Here is a 14,873-nt window from a genome sequence, read left to right on the forward strand (position 1 = left end):
CGGCAACGATCGTTGCCGTTTCCGGGACGTCCGCGGTGGAATGGGCCCCATGGACCACACCCCGGCCGTCGCCGCCGCCCTCGCCGAGGTCGGCCCCCGGCTCAGACTCCTGCGAACCCGGCGCGGCATCTCCCTCGCCGGCCTGGCCGAGGCCACCGGCATCTCCAAGAGCACGCTGTCCCGCCTGGAGTCCGGGCAGCGCCGGCCCAGCCTGGAACTGCTGCTGCCGATCGCCCAGGCCCACCGCGTGGCCCTGGACGAGCTGGTCGGCGCCCCGGAGACCGGCGACCCCCGGGTCCGGCTCAGACCCCGCCAGGTCAACGGCCGGACGGTGCTGCCGCTCACCCGGCAGCCCGGCTCGCTGCAGGCCTGGAAGGTGATCGTGCCCGCCGCCCAGAGCGAACCGGAACTGCGGGTCCACGAGGGCTACGAGTGGCTCTACGTGCTCTCCGGACGGCTGCGCCTGGTGATCGGGGACCGCGACACCGTCCTCGGCACCGGGGAGGCCGCCGAGTTCGACACGCGGCTGCCGCACTGGTTCGGCAGCACCGGCGAGCACCCGGTCGAACTCCTCAGCATCCTCGGCCGGCAGGGCGAGCGGATGCACGTCCGCGCGCGGCCCCACCGCACCGCCGCGGACGGGTCCGCCCACTGAGCCGCCGAGGGCGACTCCGCTTCCGGTGCAGCCCGGCCGGGCCGTCACCCGCTGCGGCAGTCACCCGCCGCGCGAGGAGATCAGGCCGGTGGTGAGGACGCTCTCGTCCGACAGGTCGACGATCGCGAAGGCCGACGGCAGCCGCCGGTCGGCCGGACCGAACCGGAGGTCCACCAGCCGGTGCCGGTAGCGCGGGCTGTGCAGGTCGACCTCGGCCAGCACCCGGCCGGCGCCGGCGTCGATGTCCACCCCGGCGGCCGCCAGCAGCCGGCTGTCGCGGACGAGGTCCCGGGCCAGGCGCTGCTCCGCCTCCGCCAGGGCCGGCGGCCGGCGACCGGTCGCCACCTCCAGCACCCGTCCCGCGGCGAGGTCGACGGTGGCCTCCACTGCCGCGCCGTCCGTGTAGTTGTAGACGACCACCAGCGGATCCCCCCGGTGCCGCCCGGCCGCCGTGGTGTGCACCCCCAGCACCCGGTACCGGCCGCCCTCGATGCTGCGCCGCACCTCCGGGTCGGCGAGGGCGAGTTCGGCCGCCCGGCCGCGGTCGGCCGCGGTCAGCCCCGGCCCGGCCTCCTCGGCACCGAACCGCCGGGCCGGTGCCACCGGCGTCAGCAGGCCCCGGCGGTACCGGGCGTCCCCACCCGGCGGCGCGGCGGGGACGGCGTCCGTCCCGGCCGCGGGCACAACGGATTCCTCGCACATGGCTGCGCCCTCCGGGCGGTACGCGCCTGCCGGCCGATGCCCTCCGGCGGCCCGGGGACGGGCTGCGTGCGGCCGACGTCCGGGGCCGGCCGGAGGGAAGGGACGACCGGTCCTCCCTCCATCCTGAGCGCCCGGCCGGGGCCGGGCAACCAGGTCACCGTCCGCCACTCCGGACCTCCGTGGCCGAGGTCACCGAGCGTCAGCCCCGCGGTGGATCCGGCCTCCTGGGCCCGTGGCGCGTCGGCCGACGGCGGCGACCACCGTCGCTCGGGCGCTGCCGGCGGTGACGCGCAGTGGCGACCGCCACCCACGCCGGCGCTGCCGACGGTCGCCCTCCGCGCACCCGGGCTGTCGCACCCGGTGGCTGCACCCGGTGGCCGCGCCCGGCGACCGTGCCCCGGATCGGCCGCCCGTCGGATCCGCGGGCGTCAGACCGTCCAGGTGCGGGTGCACAGCACGAGGCGGTAGCCGTCCGGATCGGCGACCGTCACCCCGTACTCGTCCCAGTACGGGTTGTGTGCCGGGACCCGGGTGCCGCCGTGGGCGGTCAGCCGGTCGACCAGGGCCTCGTCCACCGGGGTGCCGAGGTAGAGGACGAGCAGGTCGTCGGCGGTCGGCACGGGCGCGACCGGCCGATCGGGGTCGCGGGTGAGCTCCAGGTGCCAGTCGGCGCCGGGCAGGCCGACCATGAGCAGGTCGTGCTCGCCCGCCACGTGCTCGGTGGTGCGCCACAGCACGGCCATGCCGAGCCCGCCGACCCAGAACCGTTCGGCGGCGGCGAGGTCGAGGGACGGGCGGGCGATCCGGATGCGGACGGAGGGCTCGATCATGCCGACCGCTCCAGGGCCGCACGCCAGACCGGGCTGTCCACGTAGTGGTTGTCGTACCGCTCCGAGGAGGCCGCGATCTCGGCCGGGTCCGCCTCGCCGCGCATCACCCTGCCGAGCAGCCGCAGGTAGTCGAAGCGCCCCATGCCGGGGGTGAACACGAACAGCACGTCCGCCTCCTCGCCGGGGGCGGCGGCGAAGGCGTGCGGGGTGTGCGGCGGCACCGCGAGGAAGTCGCCCGCGCCGAGGACGCTCACCTCCTCGCCGACCAGCACCTGGAGGGACCCGCTGATCACGAAGAAGAGTTCCCACGCCTTGGTGTGGAAGTGCGCCGGTGCGCCCGCCGCCCCCTTGGCGAAGCCGGAGCGATAGCTGGTGAACCCGCCCCCGGTGCGGGAGGAGTCGGCGAGCAGCGTCATCACGCTGCTCGGGTCCGCGCAGGTCTCGGCCTCGGCGCACCGGGTGAGCACGGGTTCGAGCACGTCGCGGGCGGTGCCGGTGTTCTGATCCGTCGTCATGATGATCACTGTATCGAGGCAAAGGCCCGCCTGGGCGGGGCAATTCAGTGCCGTGATCCTGGGCCAATCGCGGCCCGCGGCGGTCGTGTGCCCCGCCTGCGCAGCACCGCTCGACGCGGCCGCGGCTCAGGTCTCGGGCTTCGGGGACCAGCCGGGCGGGCCGAAGAGGTGGCCGGCGCGGTCCCGCCAGCGGGCCGCCGACCTGACGTCCCGCCAGACGGCCGCGTACTCGTGGAAGGCCACCCGGAACGGGTTGTGGGTGGTGATGTTCTTCGTCAGTCCGTAGACCACCCGCTCGCCCTCGGGCTCGAAGCTGCCGAACAGCCGGTCCCAGACGATCAGGATGCCGCCGTAGTTGCGGTCCAGGTACACCTGGTTGGAGCCGTGGTGCACCCGGTGGTGCGACGGGGTGTTGAAGACCAGCTCGACGGGCCGCCAGAGCCGGTCCACCCGCTCGGTGTGCAGGAAGAACTGGTAGATCAGGCTGATCGACTGCTGCAGCAGGATCATCCACGGCGGGATGCCGAGCGCCGCCAGCGGCAGCCAGAACGGCAGCGAGGTCATCGGCGTCCAGCTCTGCCGCAGCGCCGTCGAGAGGTTGTACCGGACGCTGGAGTGGTGCACCACGTGGCTCGCCCACAGCACCCGCACCCGGTGGTGCGCCCGGTGGAAGGCGTAGTACGCCAGGTCGTCGGCGAGGAGGAGGAGCAGCCAGGTCCAGGCCGACGAGGGGGAGGGGTGCCAGGGCGCGAGGGTGTACACCCCGGTGTACGCCAGGACCGCGAAGACCTTCCACGGCAGGCCGACCACCTGGCTGCCGGCGCCCATCGACAGCGAGGTGGCGGTGTCGCGGGCCTCGTAGCCGTACTCCTCGTCGTCGGGCAGGAAGCGGTACGACAGCGCCTCGACGGCGACCAGCAGGACGAACGCGGGTATCGCGTAGACCACCGCGGGGATCATCCGGCCGCCTCCCGTCCTGCCGCGGCGGACGGCGCCGGCTCCGCGGCGGGGGACGGCACGGCGCGCGAGAGCAGTTCCCGGGCCGCCCGTTCGGCGGCCGCGGCGTCACCGGCGGCGATCAGCTCGGCGAGACGCAGATGGGCCGTCACGTCCAGCAGCTCGTCGGCGCGGTGCGCCGGGGGCACTTCGCCGACCGGCAGCGCGCCGCCCACCAGGCTGTTGAACGCCAGCAGGTAGGCGAGGTTGCCGGAGCCGGTGACGATCAGCCGCCACCAGGCGATGTCCGCGGCGCCCAGCGCGGCCAGGTCCGGACCGATCCGCCCGAAGGCGGCCGCCGCCGCGGTGATCTCCGCCGCCTGGGCGGGCGAGCAGCGTTCGGCGCACAGCCGGGCGGCGTCCGCGCCGATGCAGGCCCGCATCTCCAGGGCGTCGCGCTGCAGTCCGGCGAGTGCGGGCGGCACCCGGGACCCGGCGGACGCCTGCAGCACCAGGTCCAGTCCGGCCGAGGCGCGCCAGTCCAGGACGCGGGTGCGCCCGCCCTGGCTCACCTCCACCAGCCGGGCCTGCTGCAGGCGCTTGACCGCCTCGCGCACCGCGTGCCGATTGACCCCGAACTCCGCCGCCAACTCCCGCTCGGCCGTCAGCGCGCCGCCGGGCGGCAGCACGCCGTTCAGAATCCGCTCCTCCAGCAGCGAGAACAGCTGGTCCGAGACCGCTTCCCGCTGGATGGTCCGCTCCGTCATGGCCGTCAGCATGCACCCGCCCCGACCACTGGTCAACTGGTTGGACCAGTTGAATGTCCGGAGCCGGCGGCCGCCCGCGGCGGACGGTCAGCGGCCGGTGGCGAGCGTCGCGCCGCCGCCCGCGGAATGCTGCGTCCCGGCACCGACCCGGAGGTGCTGGTCGAACTCGGCTACGGCTTCCTCTGGTACCGGCTGCTGGTCGGCCACGCACCCCTGGACGACGCCGCGGCCGACACCCTCGCAGCCCACCTGACCGCTGCCACCGCCTGAGCCCTGCCCGGGCGGGCGGCTACCAGGCGACCGGCAGCTCGTGCACCCCGTACACCACCATGTCGGCGCGGTAGCGGACCGACTCGTACGGCACGGCCAGCCGCAGCCCCGGCAGGCGGCGGAACAGCGTCTCCAGGGCGATCTGCAGCTCCGCCCGGGCCAGCGGCTGCCCCAGGCACTGGTGGACGCCGAAGCCGAACGCGAAGTGCCGGCGGGCGTCCCGGTCCAGGTCGAGGCGGTCGCCGTCGGGGAAGACCGCCGCGTCCCGGTTGGCGGTCGAGATCATGCAGAGCACGCCCTCGCCGGCCCGGACGAGGGTGCCGCCCAGGTCGACGTCCTCGACCGCCACCCGCGGGACGCCGAGGTGGACCACGCTCAGCCAGCGCAGCAGCTCCTCGACCGCCCCCTTGACCAGGGCCGGTTCGGCCCGCAGCCGGGCCGCCTGCTCCGGGTGGCGCAGCAGGGCGAGGGTGCCGAGCGCCGTCATGTTGGCCGTCGTCTCGTGGCCGGCGACCAGCAGCAGCAGGCCGGTCGCCGCCGCCTCCTCGGGGGAGACGTCGGGGCGGGCGGCGAGCCGGCCGAGCAGGCTGTCGTCGGGCTCGCGCCGCTTGCGGCCGGTCAGTTCGGTGAGGTAGTCGGTGAGTTCGCGCTGCGCGGCACCGACGCGCTCGGCGGGTGCGGCGATGTCCAGCAGGACACCGCTGCGGCCCTGGAAGAATCCGTGGTCCTCGTAGGGCACGCCGAGCAGGTCGCAGATGACCAGCGAGGGCACGGGCAGCGCGAACGCGGCGACCAGATCGGCGGGGGAGCCCCCGGCGATCATCCGGTCCAGCGCGTCGTCGACGATCCGCTGGATCCGCGGGCGCATCGCCTCGACCCGCTTGACGATGAAGTCGCCGGTGAGCATGCGCCGTTGGCGGGCGTGCTCGGCGCCGTCGAGGCGCAGGAACGACGGGGTGGCCCGGTTCACCAGCTCGCGCCGGCCGGGGGAGAGGAACGGGAAGCCCGGGTGCCGGGCGTCGGCCGAGAAGCGGTTGTCCGAGAGCACCGTACGGACCTCGGCGTGACCGGTGACCAGCCAGCAGTCGGAGCCGTCCCACAGTCCGGCGCGGGTGACGGGGGCGGTGCGGTGGGCCTCCCGGTAGGCGGGCGGCGGGGCGAACGGGCAGCCGCCCCGGTCGGCGGGCAGCGCCGGCCGGGCGGAGCGCGTGTCGGGGGCGGAACGGGCGGAGGGCGTGTCGGAGGCGGAACGGGCGGATTCGGTCGGGGTGGTGGTCATGCCGGTCCTTCCGCGTGGGGGTGGGTGGTCACTCGTCGAGCGCGGTGTCGAGCACGGTGATGGCACTCCCGGGGCAGAGCGCGGCGGCGAGCCGGACGGCCGCGCGCTGCTCCTCGGCCGGCCCGGGGCGGACGAGCCGGACGAGCCCGTCCTCGTCGGACTGGTCGAAGACCCCGGGCGCGGTCAGCACGCACTGGCCCGAGCCGCAGCAGCGGTCCTGATCGACGGTCACCTGCATCGCGCGCCTCCAACGGCAGCGGGAACGGTTGCCTAGGTCAACCGATAACACGCCGACCACCGCCGTGAGTACGTACCCGGAGAACTTCCGCGAACGTGTCCGATTCCGGGCGCCCGGTTTCGGCCGCCCTCGGCCGGGGCCGGAAACCGGCCGGGAGTTCCGCCCGATGTTTCGTTCCCGGATCGATCGCAACAGCACGGCCGGCCAGCGCGGACGGCCTTCCTGGGTTTCGCTCCCGGCCCATTCACCTGCACCGATCCACGCATGTTCGTCCGACGGTTGACGCCGGTATTCGACCCGCTGCACCGACGCGAGCCGCACCTCGTACAAGGGCGCTTTCGCCCGGATCCGCTCGCTGATCGACGGCCGGAGGCACCGGGCCGACCTCGGCTACGTCCACCCGGTGCGCGGCGAGTAGGCGCAGCTCCACCCCGGCGACGGCAGGTCGACCGGATCGGCGTGTCGGTCTTCTCGCACGAGCTCTGCCGGTGGCCCCGCGCGGCGGCCGTCCCATACTTGAAGGACGGATCCTCGCCCGCCGCCGCGCCCGGCGGCGGGGCCGGAAAGGACGGCACGATGTTCCAGGAACGACGGGAACGCCGGGAGGCCAACCGCGCCTTCGACCACGGCGACGGCGTGACCCGGTACCGCATGCAGCAGAAACTGGTGTCGATCGGCGACGACTACTGGATCGACGACGAGTCCGGTGACCACGTGTACAAGGTCGACGGCAAGGCGCTCCGCGCCCGCCGCACCTTCCACCTGGAGGACGGGCAGGGCCACCGGGTCGCGACCGTGCAGAGCCGGCCGCTGCGGATCAAGGACTCGATGGCGATCGACGACGCCGAGGGGCACCGGGTCGCCGTGGTCAAGAAGGCCGTGATCAGCCCCGTCCGCGACCGGTGGACGATCAAGCAGGAGGACGGCGACGACCTCACCGTGGACGGCAACGTGGTCGACCACGAGTACACCATCGAGCGCGACGGCTACAAGATCGCCGAGGTCTCGAAGAAGTGGTTCCGGGTCCGCGACACCTACGCCGTGGACATCGGCCCGGACGCCGACCACACCACCGTCCTGGCGGCGGCCGTGGCCATCGACTCCATGGCCCACCCGGGCGACTGAGACCGGCACCTCGGCGGGACGCCCGCCGTCCGGCGGCGCGGCGGGGTTCCCGCCGGGGGCCGTGCGGCAGGATTCCCGCCGTCCCGCGGCGCCGGGAGGAGGCGGTCAGCGACCGTGGGCCGTGGGGTGCCGCGGCTCGTACACCGCGAGTTCCGCGCCGCTCGGGAGGCGGATCGCGGCGAGCCGGCCCCAGCCCCGGTCGCTCGGCTCGCGGGCGATCCCGACACCGCGGGCGCGGAGTTCGCCGAGCAGGGCGTCGAGGTCCTCGCACATCAGGTACAGCTCGTGCGAGGCCCCGCCCTCGGTGGGGTGGACGGCGAGCTCGGCCGGCGGCAGTCCGAAGATCAGCCAGCCGCCGCCCGCGTCGACCCCGGGGAACCCGAGGACGTCCCGGACGAAGGCCCGGTCGGCCTCGGCGTCCTGGCTGTACAGGACGACGTGCGCCCCGCTGATGCCGCCGACCCCGCTGCCCATGCGCCGTCCTCGCTCCCGGATCGGGGCGCGGGACCGCGCCCACCCGCATCCTCGCAGCGCGGGCGGTCCGTCCCGGCCGCGGACACGCCGACCGCGCCCGGCCGGAACACCGTGGCGGGCCGGAGAGCCGTGCCCGGCCGGAGGGCGGTGCCGGGCCAGGCGTGCGGGCGGGCTCAGGTCAGGCAGCCGAGATGGGCCAGCGCCCGCTTGAGCAGCACTCCCTGCCCGCCGGGCATCTCCTGCAGCACCAGATCCGAGGCGGCCTCCTGCGGGCTGAACCACACCAGGTCGAGCGCGTCCTGACGCGGCCTGCAGTCGCCGGCCACCGGCACGACGTACGCGAGCGCGACGGCGTGCTGCCGCGGGTCGTGGAAGGAGGTCACCCCCTGCGTCGGGAAGTACTCGGCGACGGTGAACGGCTGCAGCGAGGCGGGGATCCTGGGCAGGGCCACCGGCCCGAGGTCCTTCTCCAGGTGCCGCAGCAGCGCGTCCCGGACGCGCTCGTGGTGCAGGACGCGTCCGGAGACCAGCGTCCGGCTGACCGTGCCGTCCGGCCCGATGCGCAACAGCAGCCCGATCTCGGTGACTTCGCCGGTGTCGTCGACGCGCACGGGCACCGCCTCGACGTAGAGGATCGGCAGCCGGGCGCGGGCCGTCTCCAGCTCCTCGGGCGCGAGCCACCCCGGATTGGTTTCCGTCATGTCAGCCATTGGCTGATCGTACGTTCCCGGGCTGTCCTGCGGGATCATCCCGCCACTGCGGGCCGGCGAACCCTGCGTGTCGCGCCCCCGGCGAGGACGACCTGCCGGACCGTCAGCGTGCCACCGGGCCTCGCGCCCAGGCCGAGACCTTCCGCAACAAGCTTCAGCGGCGGTCCCGGCGCCGGGTGCGCACCGCGACGTAGCCGGTCAGCGCGCCCAGGGTGACGCAGAGCGGCGAGTAGAGCGACAGGTCCCAGTGCCGGAACCCGGCCGGCGCGTCGCCGAGGCCCAGCCCGGAGACCACCAGCCCGCCGGCGCCGCGCAGCGCGAGCACCCCGGAGACCGTCCACACGCCCGAGCGCACCAGCCGGGAGGCGCCCAGCGGGCTCCGGGGCCGGGCGGCGGTGACGACCAGCCAGGCCGCCGTACCCAGCAGGCCCGCGACCGCGACCGTCGCAGGCCCGGACGGCAGCCGCGACTCGTCCACCCCCACCACGACGGTCGCGAACTCGGCCCGCGACTCCAGCGGCCAGGGCGAGAACGCCCACACCGCGTGCAGCGCCGCCGCCGCGCCCAGCCCCGCCGCCGCGGCGGCCGCGGCCGCGCGACCCCCCGCGCCGGCCGGCGCCCGCTCACCCTGCACCGCACCGAGCAGCCACTCCCTGGCGTTCACCGCGCCACCCCCGTATTCGTCGACACCGGATCCGTACACCACTGTACGGATGTTCCGTACAGTACTGTACGGAACATGGCCAAGGGGAGAGTCAGCAAGGACGACTGGACGATGGCGGCGCTGCGCGCCCTCGCCCGCGGCGGGGTCGCCGCCGTGGCGGTGGACGTGCTCGCCAAGGAGCTGGGCGTCACCCGGGGCAGCTTCTACTGGCACTTCGACAACCGGGAGGCGCTGCTCGTCGCCGCCCTGGAGACCTGGGAACGGCGCACCACCACCGAGCTCGTCGAAGCCGTCCGCGCCGAGCCCGACCCCTGGGTGCGTGCCCGGGTGCTGTTCGCCGAGGCCCTCGGCAGCGAGAAGATCGCCGGACTCGAGCCCGCCCTCGTCGCCCAGACCGCCCACCCGGCCGTCGCCGCCGTGGTCACCCGGGTCACCCGCACCCGGCTGGCCTTCCTCGCCGAGGTGTTCACCGGCATCGGGCACGACCCGCAGAGCGCCAGACACCGTTCCCTGGCCGCCTACGCCGCCTACCTCGGCTGGCTGGAGCTGCGCCGCACCGCGCCGGAGACCGCCCCCGAGGCGCGGCCCGGCGACCCGGACGCGGCGGCCGCCCTCGACCACCTGGTCGCCATGATCCTGACCCCCGCCGCTCCGGCCCGTCCCTGAGCGGACGCCGGGGGCGAGCCGCTCCCCGGGCGATCCGCGGAACCCGTCGGCGCCGAGTGCGCGTCAGAGACGGTGCCTGCCGCGTGCGTTCGGGCGGGCCGTCCTGCGGGGGGCGTGGGGGCGTGGTCATGAGGGGGGACGGTATGGCCGTTTGGATCTTCTTCTTCGCCCTGCTGCTGGCGCCCGTCGCGTTCGGGCTGACCAGGGAGGTCGGCACCCTGCGGCGGGCGAAGGCCGCCGATCGGCTGATGCGGCTCCTCGGCGGCAGCCCCGGATGGCGGACGATGGCGCCCGGTGAGACCTGGAACGAGTACGTCCCGCACTACCCCTGGCTGGACGTCCCGCGCGGCACCGCCGTCACCGGCCCCGGTCCGGACGGGCGCGAGGTCACCGTCGCCCGGTTCGTGCGCCTGGAGCAGCGCCGGGGCCTGCACTGGCTGCTGTTCCGCTACGAACTCCCGGAGCACGTGCCGATGATCCGGCTCGAACGGGCCTGGAGCGCGGCCGCCCTGGGACTCCCGGTCGTCCAGCCGGGGCTCTACGTCCCGATGTCGGCGACCGGTACGGAGGCGATCGCCGAGCCCCTGGTGCGCAGCGACCTGATCGACCGCCTCGCCGCCCTGGGCGCGCCCGCGGTCAGCCTCCAACGCAACGAGGCGTGCTTCCTGTACCACCCGCTGCCCGGCGGTCCCGGGACGGAGCGGTACGCGGCGGGGCTCGCCGCGCTGCTCCCCGACCTGTGCCGGCTCGCCCGCGCCACCGAGGAGGCGGAAACCGCCCCGCCCGCCGACGGCGCCGAGGACGACCGGGGCCCGGGCGGCGCCCGCCGCTGAGCCGATCCCCGGGTGTCGAAACCCTCCCGCCATGAGCTAGGTTAGCCTTACCTAAATTTGCGGGGCGGGAGGGTGTCATGGGGCACGGCTGGGAGGGCGTCGTCCTCAAGCTGATGCGGGGCAAGGACTTCGAGTTCACGGTGACCGCGGTCGAGGAGGTCACCGACCACTACCGGCGGGTGCGGTTCACCGACGGCGGGATGCTCGCCGCGACCGGCGTCCACCCGACGATGTGGGTGCGCATCTGGTTCGAGGACGCGGGGCGGCCGCACCAGCGCGCCTACACCCTCGTCGACCCCGACGCCGCCGGAGGAACGTTCAGCCTCGAATTCGCGCTGCACGACGGCCGCGCCAGCGACTGGGCGCGGAAGGCCGCACCCGGCGACACCGTCCGGGCCACCGTCCAGGGCTCCGCCTTCACCGCGCCCGACCCGCTGCCCCGGCAGCTGTTCGTCGTCGGCGACTCGGCCTCCGTCCCCGCCGTCAACTCGCTGCTCACCGCCCTGTCCGAGGTGCCGGCCACGGTCTGGCTGGAGACCCGGCACGACTCGGACGAGGACCTGCCGCTGCGCGCCGACCCCGAGCGGCACACCGTCCGCCGGCTGCCCCGCCGCGACGCCGGCGCCCACCTCGTCGCCGAGGTCCGGGAGGCGCTGCCGGCGCTGCTCACCGACCCCGCCGGCGCCTACGTGTGGATCGCCTGCGACACCGCGACCACCCGCGCCCTCACCCGGTTCGCCCGCAAGGACCTGGCCCTGCCGAAGCAGCGCGTCAACGCCCTCGGCTACTGGCGGCCCTGACGACCCGTGGTGCCGGCGAGGGGGCGACCCCTCGCCGGCACCGGGCGCGTCCGGCCGCCGCCACCGTCACGCCACTGCCACCGTCACGCCGCCGCCACCGTCGCGCCATCGCCGACCGAACCCGTGCCACCGGAGGAGAGACCATGACCACCGCCGCCCCGACCGCCGTCCGGGAGACCGCCCCCGCCGCCGTCCACGAGCAGACCGTGCCCGGCTTCGGGACGGTCGCCGTCCGCCCGCTGGACCCGTCCGGCGACGCCGCCCTGGTGCACGGCTGGGTGAACGAGGAGAGAGCGCGCTTCTGGGGCATGGTCGGCCACACCCGCGAGGCGGTCCGCCGGATCTACGCCCACGTGGACTCGCTCGACACCCACCACGCCTACATCGTGGAGCGGGACGGCACGCCCGTCGCCCTCTTCCAGACCTACCGGCCCGAACACGACCCCGTCGGCGAGTGCTACCCCGTCCGGCCGGGCGACTTCGGCGTCCACCTGCTCCTCGCGCCCGCCGACGGCGAGCCCGCCCCCGGCTTCACCGCGGGCCTGATCACCGCCCTGCTCGGCTTCGTCTTCGCCGACCCCTCCCGGCTCCGTATCGTCGCCGAACCCGACGCCCTCAACGAGAAGTCGATAGCCCGCACGCTGCGCACCGGCTTCGAGCTCGGCCCGCAGATCGACCTGCCCCACAAGCGCGCCCAGCTGGTCTTCCTCACCCGCGAGACGGTCGCCCGGGCCCTCGCCGCCCGTTCGTAGGAGTCGTCCCCGGGGCGGACCCAGGCCGTCGGCCCAAGGGCGCGTAGGGGCACCTCCCGGCCGAAGGCCTGGGGGGAGGCCCGCGCAGTCCGGGGGCGGGCGCCACGACAGCACGGGCCCGGTCGTGACGGGTGCGGCGCCCGGCCCCGCGGAAAAGGGGGTGCACCGACCGCAGGCCGCCGCCTAGGGTCGGCCGGGTGAGCACCCGTGACTTCCGAATCACCGTCCGAGGCGTCTTCGACGGCCTCGACGAGGCGCAGCGCGCCGAACTCCTCGCGAACGCCGCCGAGCACGACGTGCTGCGCGCGGCCTTCACGCCCGAGGGGCACCTGAGCTACGACATCGCCGCCCGCACGGCCTTCACCTTCCGCTTCGCGGACTCCGGCGAGGCCGAGGAGGACATCCTCACCGCCACCGAGCGGGCCGAGACCGCGGCCGCGGCCTGGCTCACCGGGCACGGCTACGGCTTCAAGAACCTCCGCTCGCAGGCCGAGGACCTCTCGCAGGCCGCCCTCGGCAAGCGCCGCCGCCGCGAGGCCGTCCGCGGGCTCTGACCCGCTGCCCGGGAGAACCGGGAGGGCCGGGAGGGCCGCCGTCCCCGCTCGGGGGATGTGGGGACGGCGGCGGTACCCGGGGCGCGGCGGCTACTTCTGCCAGCCGACCGAGGTGATGACCGTGTCGGCGAGGCTGCCCGCGCCGAAGTTGGCGAGGCCCTTGCGGACGGCGACGATGCTCGGCCGCTGGTACAGCTCGACGGTGTGGCCGAGCTCCCAGATCCTGACGTCCGCCTGGTTGTAGAGGTCGGCGGCCTGCGCTGGGTCGAGGGTCGCCGCGGCCTTGCGCAGCAGCGAGTCGATCTCGGGCGTGCTCAGCTTGGAGTAGTTGCCGAACACGTTGTCGCCCTGCGGCGCACGGTAGATCGGCACCGTCCTGGAGAGCGGGAACGAGCCGGTGTTGCGCCAGCTCGCGAGGTCGAACCGGCCCTGGTTGATGTACTTCGAGAAGTACTCCTTGCTCGGCACCTTGTCGATCGACAGCTTGACCCCGACCTGCTGCAGCATGCTCTGCACCGCGGCCGCCAGGTCCGCCTGGGCCTGGGTGGAGCCGTCGCTCATCACGTAGTGCAGCTCCAGCGGGTGCCCGTCCTTGCCGCGGGTGCCGCCGGCGTCCTTCCAGCCGGCCTCGTCAAGCAGCTTGCCGGCCACCGCCGGGTCGTACTTCACCCAGTCGCCGGCGTTGGCCCGGTAGCCGCTCTGGTTGGTCATGAACAGGTGGCTGTCCAGCGGCTTGAACTCCACCGGCACGCCCTTGTTGGCGATCTTGATCAGTGAGGCCCGGTCCAGCGCCCGGCCGAGCGCCTGACGGACCTTCCGGTCGGCCAGCGCGCCGTTCCCGCCGAAGGAGATGTGCACCTCGTCCCAGGGCGTGCCGGTGCGGATCGCCGCGTCCTTGGCGTCCTTGAGCTGGCCGTACGCGGTGGCGGTGCCGGCCGAGGCGTAGTCCACCTCGTTGTTGAGGAAGGCCTGGGTGATGGCGGCGGAGTCCATCACCCGGTAGGTGATCCGGTCCAGCTTGGGCTTCGGCCCCCACCACTTCGGGTTGGGCACCAGGGTGATGGTCTGCGCGGTCTTGTCGGCGTTCTGCAGGACGAACGGACCGCCGTAGACCGGGACCTTCTCGATCCAGCCCTCGTTGAACTCCTTCGGCGTGGAGATCCCCGCCGCCGGCAGCAGCGGGTTGAACAGGCTCTGCCAGTCGGCGTACGGCTGGGCGAAGGTGACCTTGACCTCGCCTGGGGACGCGCCCTGCTCGACGGCGGAGACCTGCTCGTAGCCGGAGGAGTCGGCGAGGTTGTACGCCGGGTCCTTGCCGTTGGAGGCCTGCCAGACGGCCTTGAAGTCCTGGTAGCCGATCGGCTTCCCGTCCGACCAGGCCGCCTTCGGGTTGAGCCGGTAGGTCACCACCTGCGGCGAGGTGGAGGTGACCTCGGCCGACACCAGGTACTCGGGCACCGGCTGGTAGACGCCCTTGGCGTCCGAGCGGAAGAGCTTCGCCTCCAGGTAGCCCATGATCTCGACCGCGTCGCCGTAGGTGCCGTCGACCTGGTACGGGTTCCACTGGGTGATCCACTGCTGGAGCGGCTCGCGCAGCTCGCCGCCGTCCTTGATCCGGTCCAGCGGCTGCGGGTTGTTGTCCTCGGCGCCCACCGTCGGCACCACCGTCTTGGCCGCGTCGTCCGCCGTGCCGTCGGCCTGGCTGCTGCAGGCCGTGGCGGCCAGCGCCACGGCGAGTGCCGCGGCGGCGGCCCGGCCGAGTCTGCGGGTGGCGAGCGATGCGTCCATCGGGAAGTCCTCGGGGTCTCGAAGAGTCGTGGGCGGCCGCCAGGTGTGGCGGCACTTGAACGTGGGCAGCCAAGTCGGTGCCGGCAGGCAGAACGTAACAGTCCATCAGCTCCGGCGACAGGGGGTCATGCGCAGAACTGATCGAAACGAAACGGGGCGCAATCCGGTGGCAACATGCTGTCCGCACCCGTCTGATCGACTGTGACCAGCGCGTTCACCGACCCGGCCGCACCGCGCCGTGCAGCGGGCCCTGGACGGACCGTCCGAGGTGCCGTACAACTGCTGCGCGAAACTGCGTCAAAACCCCTCCGAACG

The 14,873-nt window shown here is 74.3% G+C and carries 19 protein-coding genes; 8 read left to right on the top strand and 11 right to left on the bottom strand.

All coding sequences use genetic code 11. The features are described from left to right. The first annotated feature begins 49 nt into the window (after positions 1-49). Positions 50-655: an XRE family transcriptional regulator gene (locus AB0O09_RS23825; protein ID WP_344627631.1), complete on the top strand. Its 606-nt coding sequence runs from the start codon at positions 50-52 to the stop codon at positions 653-655. 60 nt (positions 656-715) lie between these two features. Here AB0O09_RS23825 and AB0O09_RS23830 read toward each other — a convergent pair whose 3' ends face one another. The 5 genes from AB0O09_RS23830 to AB0O09_RS23850 all read right to left on the bottom strand — a co-directional run bounded on the left by AB0O09_RS23830 (position 716) and on the right by AB0O09_RS23850 (position 4,405). Then, the gene (locus tag AB0O09_RS23830) at positions 716-1,339 is read right to left on the bottom strand and encodes a hypothetical protein (RefSeq protein ID WP_363544207.1); all 624 of its coding nucleotides are present in this window, start codon (positions 1,337-1,339) and stop codon (positions 716-718) included. 446 nt (positions 1,340-1,785) lie between these two features. Continuing rightward, entirely contained in the window at positions 1,786-2,187 is a 402-nt protein-coding gene (locus AB0O09_RS23835; RefSeq protein ID WP_363544209.1) for a VOC family protein, read from the bottom strand. After that, complete coding sequence (locus tag AB0O09_RS23840) at positions 2,184-2,702, bottom strand: cupin domain-containing protein (RefSeq protein ID WP_363544211.1); 519 nt, start codon at positions 2,700-2,702, stop codon at positions 2,184-2,186. Before AB0O09_RS23840 ends, AB0O09_RS23835 begins: the two co-directional genes overlap by 4 nt. A gap of 126 nt (positions 2,703-2,828) precedes the next feature. Further along, positions 2,829-3,662 carry a sterol desaturase family protein gene (locus AB0O09_RS23845; RefSeq protein ID WP_363544213.1) on the bottom strand — a complete coding sequence of 278 codons (834 nt, stop codon included), beginning with the start codon at positions 3,660-3,662 and terminating at the stop codon, positions 2,829-2,831. Continuing rightward, positions 3,659-4,405 carry a GntR family transcriptional regulator gene (locus AB0O09_RS23850; protein WP_363544215.1) on the bottom strand — a complete coding sequence of 249 codons (747 nt, stop codon included), beginning with the start codon at positions 4,403-4,405 and terminating at the stop codon, positions 3,659-3,661. Before AB0O09_RS23850 ends, AB0O09_RS23845 begins: the two co-directional genes overlap by 4 nt. Before the next feature lie 36 nt (positions 4,406-4,441). Here AB0O09_RS23850 and AB0O09_RS23855 point away from each other — a divergent pair, with 36 nt between their 5' ends. After that, a complete protein-coding gene (locus tag AB0O09_RS23855; RefSeq protein ID WP_363544263.1) occupies positions 4,442-4,675 on the top strand; it encodes a TetR/AcrR family transcriptional regulator C-terminal ligand-binding domain-containing protein in 234 nt (77 codons plus the stop codon). A gap of 19 nt (positions 4,676-4,694) precedes the next feature. Here AB0O09_RS23855 and AB0O09_RS23860 read toward each other — a convergent pair whose 3' ends face one another. Together AB0O09_RS23860 and AB0O09_RS23865 are read right to left on the bottom strand one after the other, a co-directional pair. After that, complete coding sequence (locus tag AB0O09_RS23860) at positions 4,695-5,954, bottom strand: cytochrome P450 (protein ID WP_363544216.1); 1,260 nt, start codon at positions 5,952-5,954, stop codon at positions 4,695-4,697. 28 nt (positions 5,955-5,982) lie between these two features. Continuing rightward, the gene (locus AB0O09_RS23865) at positions 5,983-6,192 is read right to left on the bottom strand and encodes a ferredoxin (protein ID WP_363544218.1); all 210 of its coding nucleotides are present in this window, start codon (positions 6,190-6,192) and stop codon (positions 5,983-5,985) included. A 576-nt stretch (positions 6,193-6,768) separates the two neighbouring features. On the opposite strand from AB0O09_RS23865, the gene AB0O09_RS23870 reads away from it, so the two are divergent. After that, on the top strand, positions 6,769-7,317 hold the full coding sequence (locus tag AB0O09_RS23870; RefSeq protein ID WP_363544220.1) for an LURP-one-related family protein: 549 nt from the start codon (positions 6,769-6,771) through the stop codon (positions 7,315-7,317). Between the two features lie 105 nt (positions 7,318-7,422). On the opposite strand, the gene AB0O09_RS23875 is transcribed toward AB0O09_RS23870, so the two are convergent. The 3 genes from AB0O09_RS23875 to AB0O09_RS23885 all read right to left on the bottom strand — a co-directional run bounded on the left by AB0O09_RS23875 (position 7,423) and on the right by AB0O09_RS23885 (position 9,165). Then, positions 7,423-7,791 carry a VOC family protein gene (locus AB0O09_RS23875; RefSeq protein ID WP_363544222.1) on the bottom strand — a complete coding sequence of 123 codons (369 nt, stop codon included), beginning with the start codon at positions 7,789-7,791 and terminating at the stop codon, positions 7,423-7,425. Positions 7,792-7,964: 173 nt separating this feature from the next. Next, positions 7,965-8,492, bottom strand: a complete 528-nt coding sequence (locus AB0O09_RS23880; protein WP_344627635.1) for an NUDIX hydrolase family protein — start codon at positions 8,490-8,492, stop codon at positions 7,965-7,967. A 163-nt stretch (positions 8,493-8,655) separates the two neighbouring features. Further along, positions 8,656-9,165: a DUF3995 domain-containing protein gene (locus tag AB0O09_RS23885; protein ID WP_363544224.1), complete on the bottom strand. Its 510-nt coding sequence runs from the start codon at positions 9,163-9,165 to the stop codon at positions 8,656-8,658. A 75-nt stretch (positions 9,166-9,240) separates the two neighbouring features. Here AB0O09_RS23885 and AB0O09_RS23890 point away from each other — a divergent pair, with 75 nt between their 5' ends. The 5 genes from AB0O09_RS23890 to AB0O09_RS23910 all read left to right on the top strand — a co-directional run bounded on the left by AB0O09_RS23890 (position 9,241) and on the right by AB0O09_RS23910 (position 12,770). Beyond that, complete coding sequence (locus tag AB0O09_RS23890; protein WP_363544226.1) at positions 9,241-9,831, top strand: TetR/AcrR family transcriptional regulator; 591 nt, start codon at positions 9,241-9,243, stop codon at positions 9,829-9,831. 143 nt (positions 9,832-9,974) lie between these two features. Continuing rightward, positions 9,975-10,664 carry a hypothetical protein gene (locus AB0O09_RS23895; protein WP_363544228.1) on the top strand — a complete coding sequence of 230 codons (690 nt, stop codon included), beginning with the start codon at positions 9,975-9,977 and terminating at the stop codon, positions 10,662-10,664. A gap of 77 nt (positions 10,665-10,741) precedes the next feature. Further along, on the top strand, positions 10,742-11,464 hold the full coding sequence (locus tag AB0O09_RS23900; RefSeq protein ID WP_363544230.1) for a siderophore-interacting protein: 723 nt from the start codon (positions 10,742-10,744) through the stop codon (positions 11,462-11,464). Positions 11,465-11,607: 143 nt separating this feature from the next. Continuing rightward, on the top strand, positions 11,608-12,216 hold the full coding sequence (locus AB0O09_RS23905; protein ID WP_363544232.1) for a GNAT family N-acetyltransferase: 609 nt from the start codon (positions 11,608-11,610) through the stop codon (positions 12,214-12,216). Between the two features lie 197 nt (positions 12,217-12,413). Beyond that, positions 12,414-12,770, top strand: coding sequence for a DUF6204 family protein (locus AB0O09_RS23910; RefSeq protein WP_363544233.1), 357 nt, complete (start codon positions 12,414-12,416; stop codon positions 12,768-12,770). A 90-nt stretch (positions 12,771-12,860) separates the two neighbouring features. Here the strand turns inward: AB0O09_RS23910 and AB0O09_RS23915 are convergent, their stop codons facing one another. Further along, positions 12,861-14,558: an ABC transporter family substrate-binding protein gene (locus AB0O09_RS23915; protein ID WP_363544236.1), complete on the bottom strand. Its 1,698-nt coding sequence runs from the start codon at positions 14,556-14,558 to the stop codon at positions 12,861-12,863. Positions 14,559-14,873 lie beyond the last annotated feature (315 nt).

The sequence above is a fragment of the Kitasatospora sp. NPDC093679 genome, assembly GCF_040683455.1.
In the GTDB taxonomy this organism is placed as follows: Bacteria; Actinomycetota; Actinomycetes; order Streptomycetales; family Streptomycetaceae; genus Kitasatospora; species Kitasatospora arboriphila.

Bases quoted from the DNA above. Each gene is read 5' to 3' on its own strand.
- AB0O09_RS23825 (WP_344627631.1), top strand. From the start codon at position 50: ATGGACCACACCCCGGCCGTCGCCGCCGCCCTCGCCGAGGTCGGCCCC.
- AB0O09_RS23835 (WP_363544209.1), bottom strand. From the start codon at position 2,187: ATGATCGAGCCCTCCGTCCGCATCCGGATCGCCCGCCCGTCCCTCGAC.
- AB0O09_RS23840 (WP_363544211.1), bottom strand. From the start codon at position 2,702: ATGACGACGGATCAGAACACCGGCACCGCCCGCGACGTGCTCGAACCC.
- AB0O09_RS23845 (WP_363544213.1), bottom strand. From the start codon at position 3,662: ATGATCCCCGCGGTGGTCTACGCGATACCCGCGTTCGTCCTGCTGGTC.
- AB0O09_RS23850 (WP_363544215.1), bottom strand. From the start codon at position 4,405: ATGACGGAGCGGACCATCCAGCGGGAAGCGGTCTCGGACCAGCTGTTC.
- AB0O09_RS23860 (WP_363544216.1), bottom strand. From the start codon at position 5,954: ATGACCACCACCCCGACCGAATCCGCCCGTTCCGCCTCCGACACGCCC.
- AB0O09_RS23865 (WP_363544218.1), bottom strand. From the start codon at position 6,192: ATGCAGGTGACCGTCGATCAGGACCGCTGCTGCGGCTCGGGCCAGTGC.
- AB0O09_RS23870 (WP_363544220.1), top strand. From the start codon at position 6,769: ATGTTCCAGGAACGACGGGAACGCCGGGAGGCCAACCGCGCCTTCGAC.
- AB0O09_RS23875 (WP_363544222.1), bottom strand. From the start codon at position 7,791: ATGGGCAGCGGGGTCGGCGGCATCAGCGGGGCGCACGTCGTCCTGTAC.
- AB0O09_RS23880 (WP_344627635.1), bottom strand. From the start codon at position 8,492: ATGACGGAAACCAATCCGGGGTGGCTCGCGCCCGAGGAGCTGGAGACG.
- AB0O09_RS23890 (WP_363544226.1), top strand. From the start codon at position 9,241: ATGGCCAAGGGGAGAGTCAGCAAGGACGACTGGACGATGGCGGCGCTG.
- AB0O09_RS23895 (WP_363544228.1), top strand. From the start codon at position 9,975: ATGGCCGTTTGGATCTTCTTCTTCGCCCTGCTGCTGGCGCCCGTCGCG.
- AB0O09_RS23900 (WP_363544230.1), top strand. From the start codon at position 10,742: ATGGGGCACGGCTGGGAGGGCGTCGTCCTCAAGCTGATGCGGGGCAAG.
- AB0O09_RS23905 (WP_363544232.1), top strand. From the start codon at position 11,608: ATGACCACCGCCGCCCCGACCGCCGTCCGGGAGACCGCCCCCGCCGCC.
- AB0O09_RS23915 (WP_363544236.1), bottom strand. From the start codon at position 14,558: ATGGACGCATCGCTCGCCACCCGCAGACTCGGCCGGGCCGCCGCCGCG.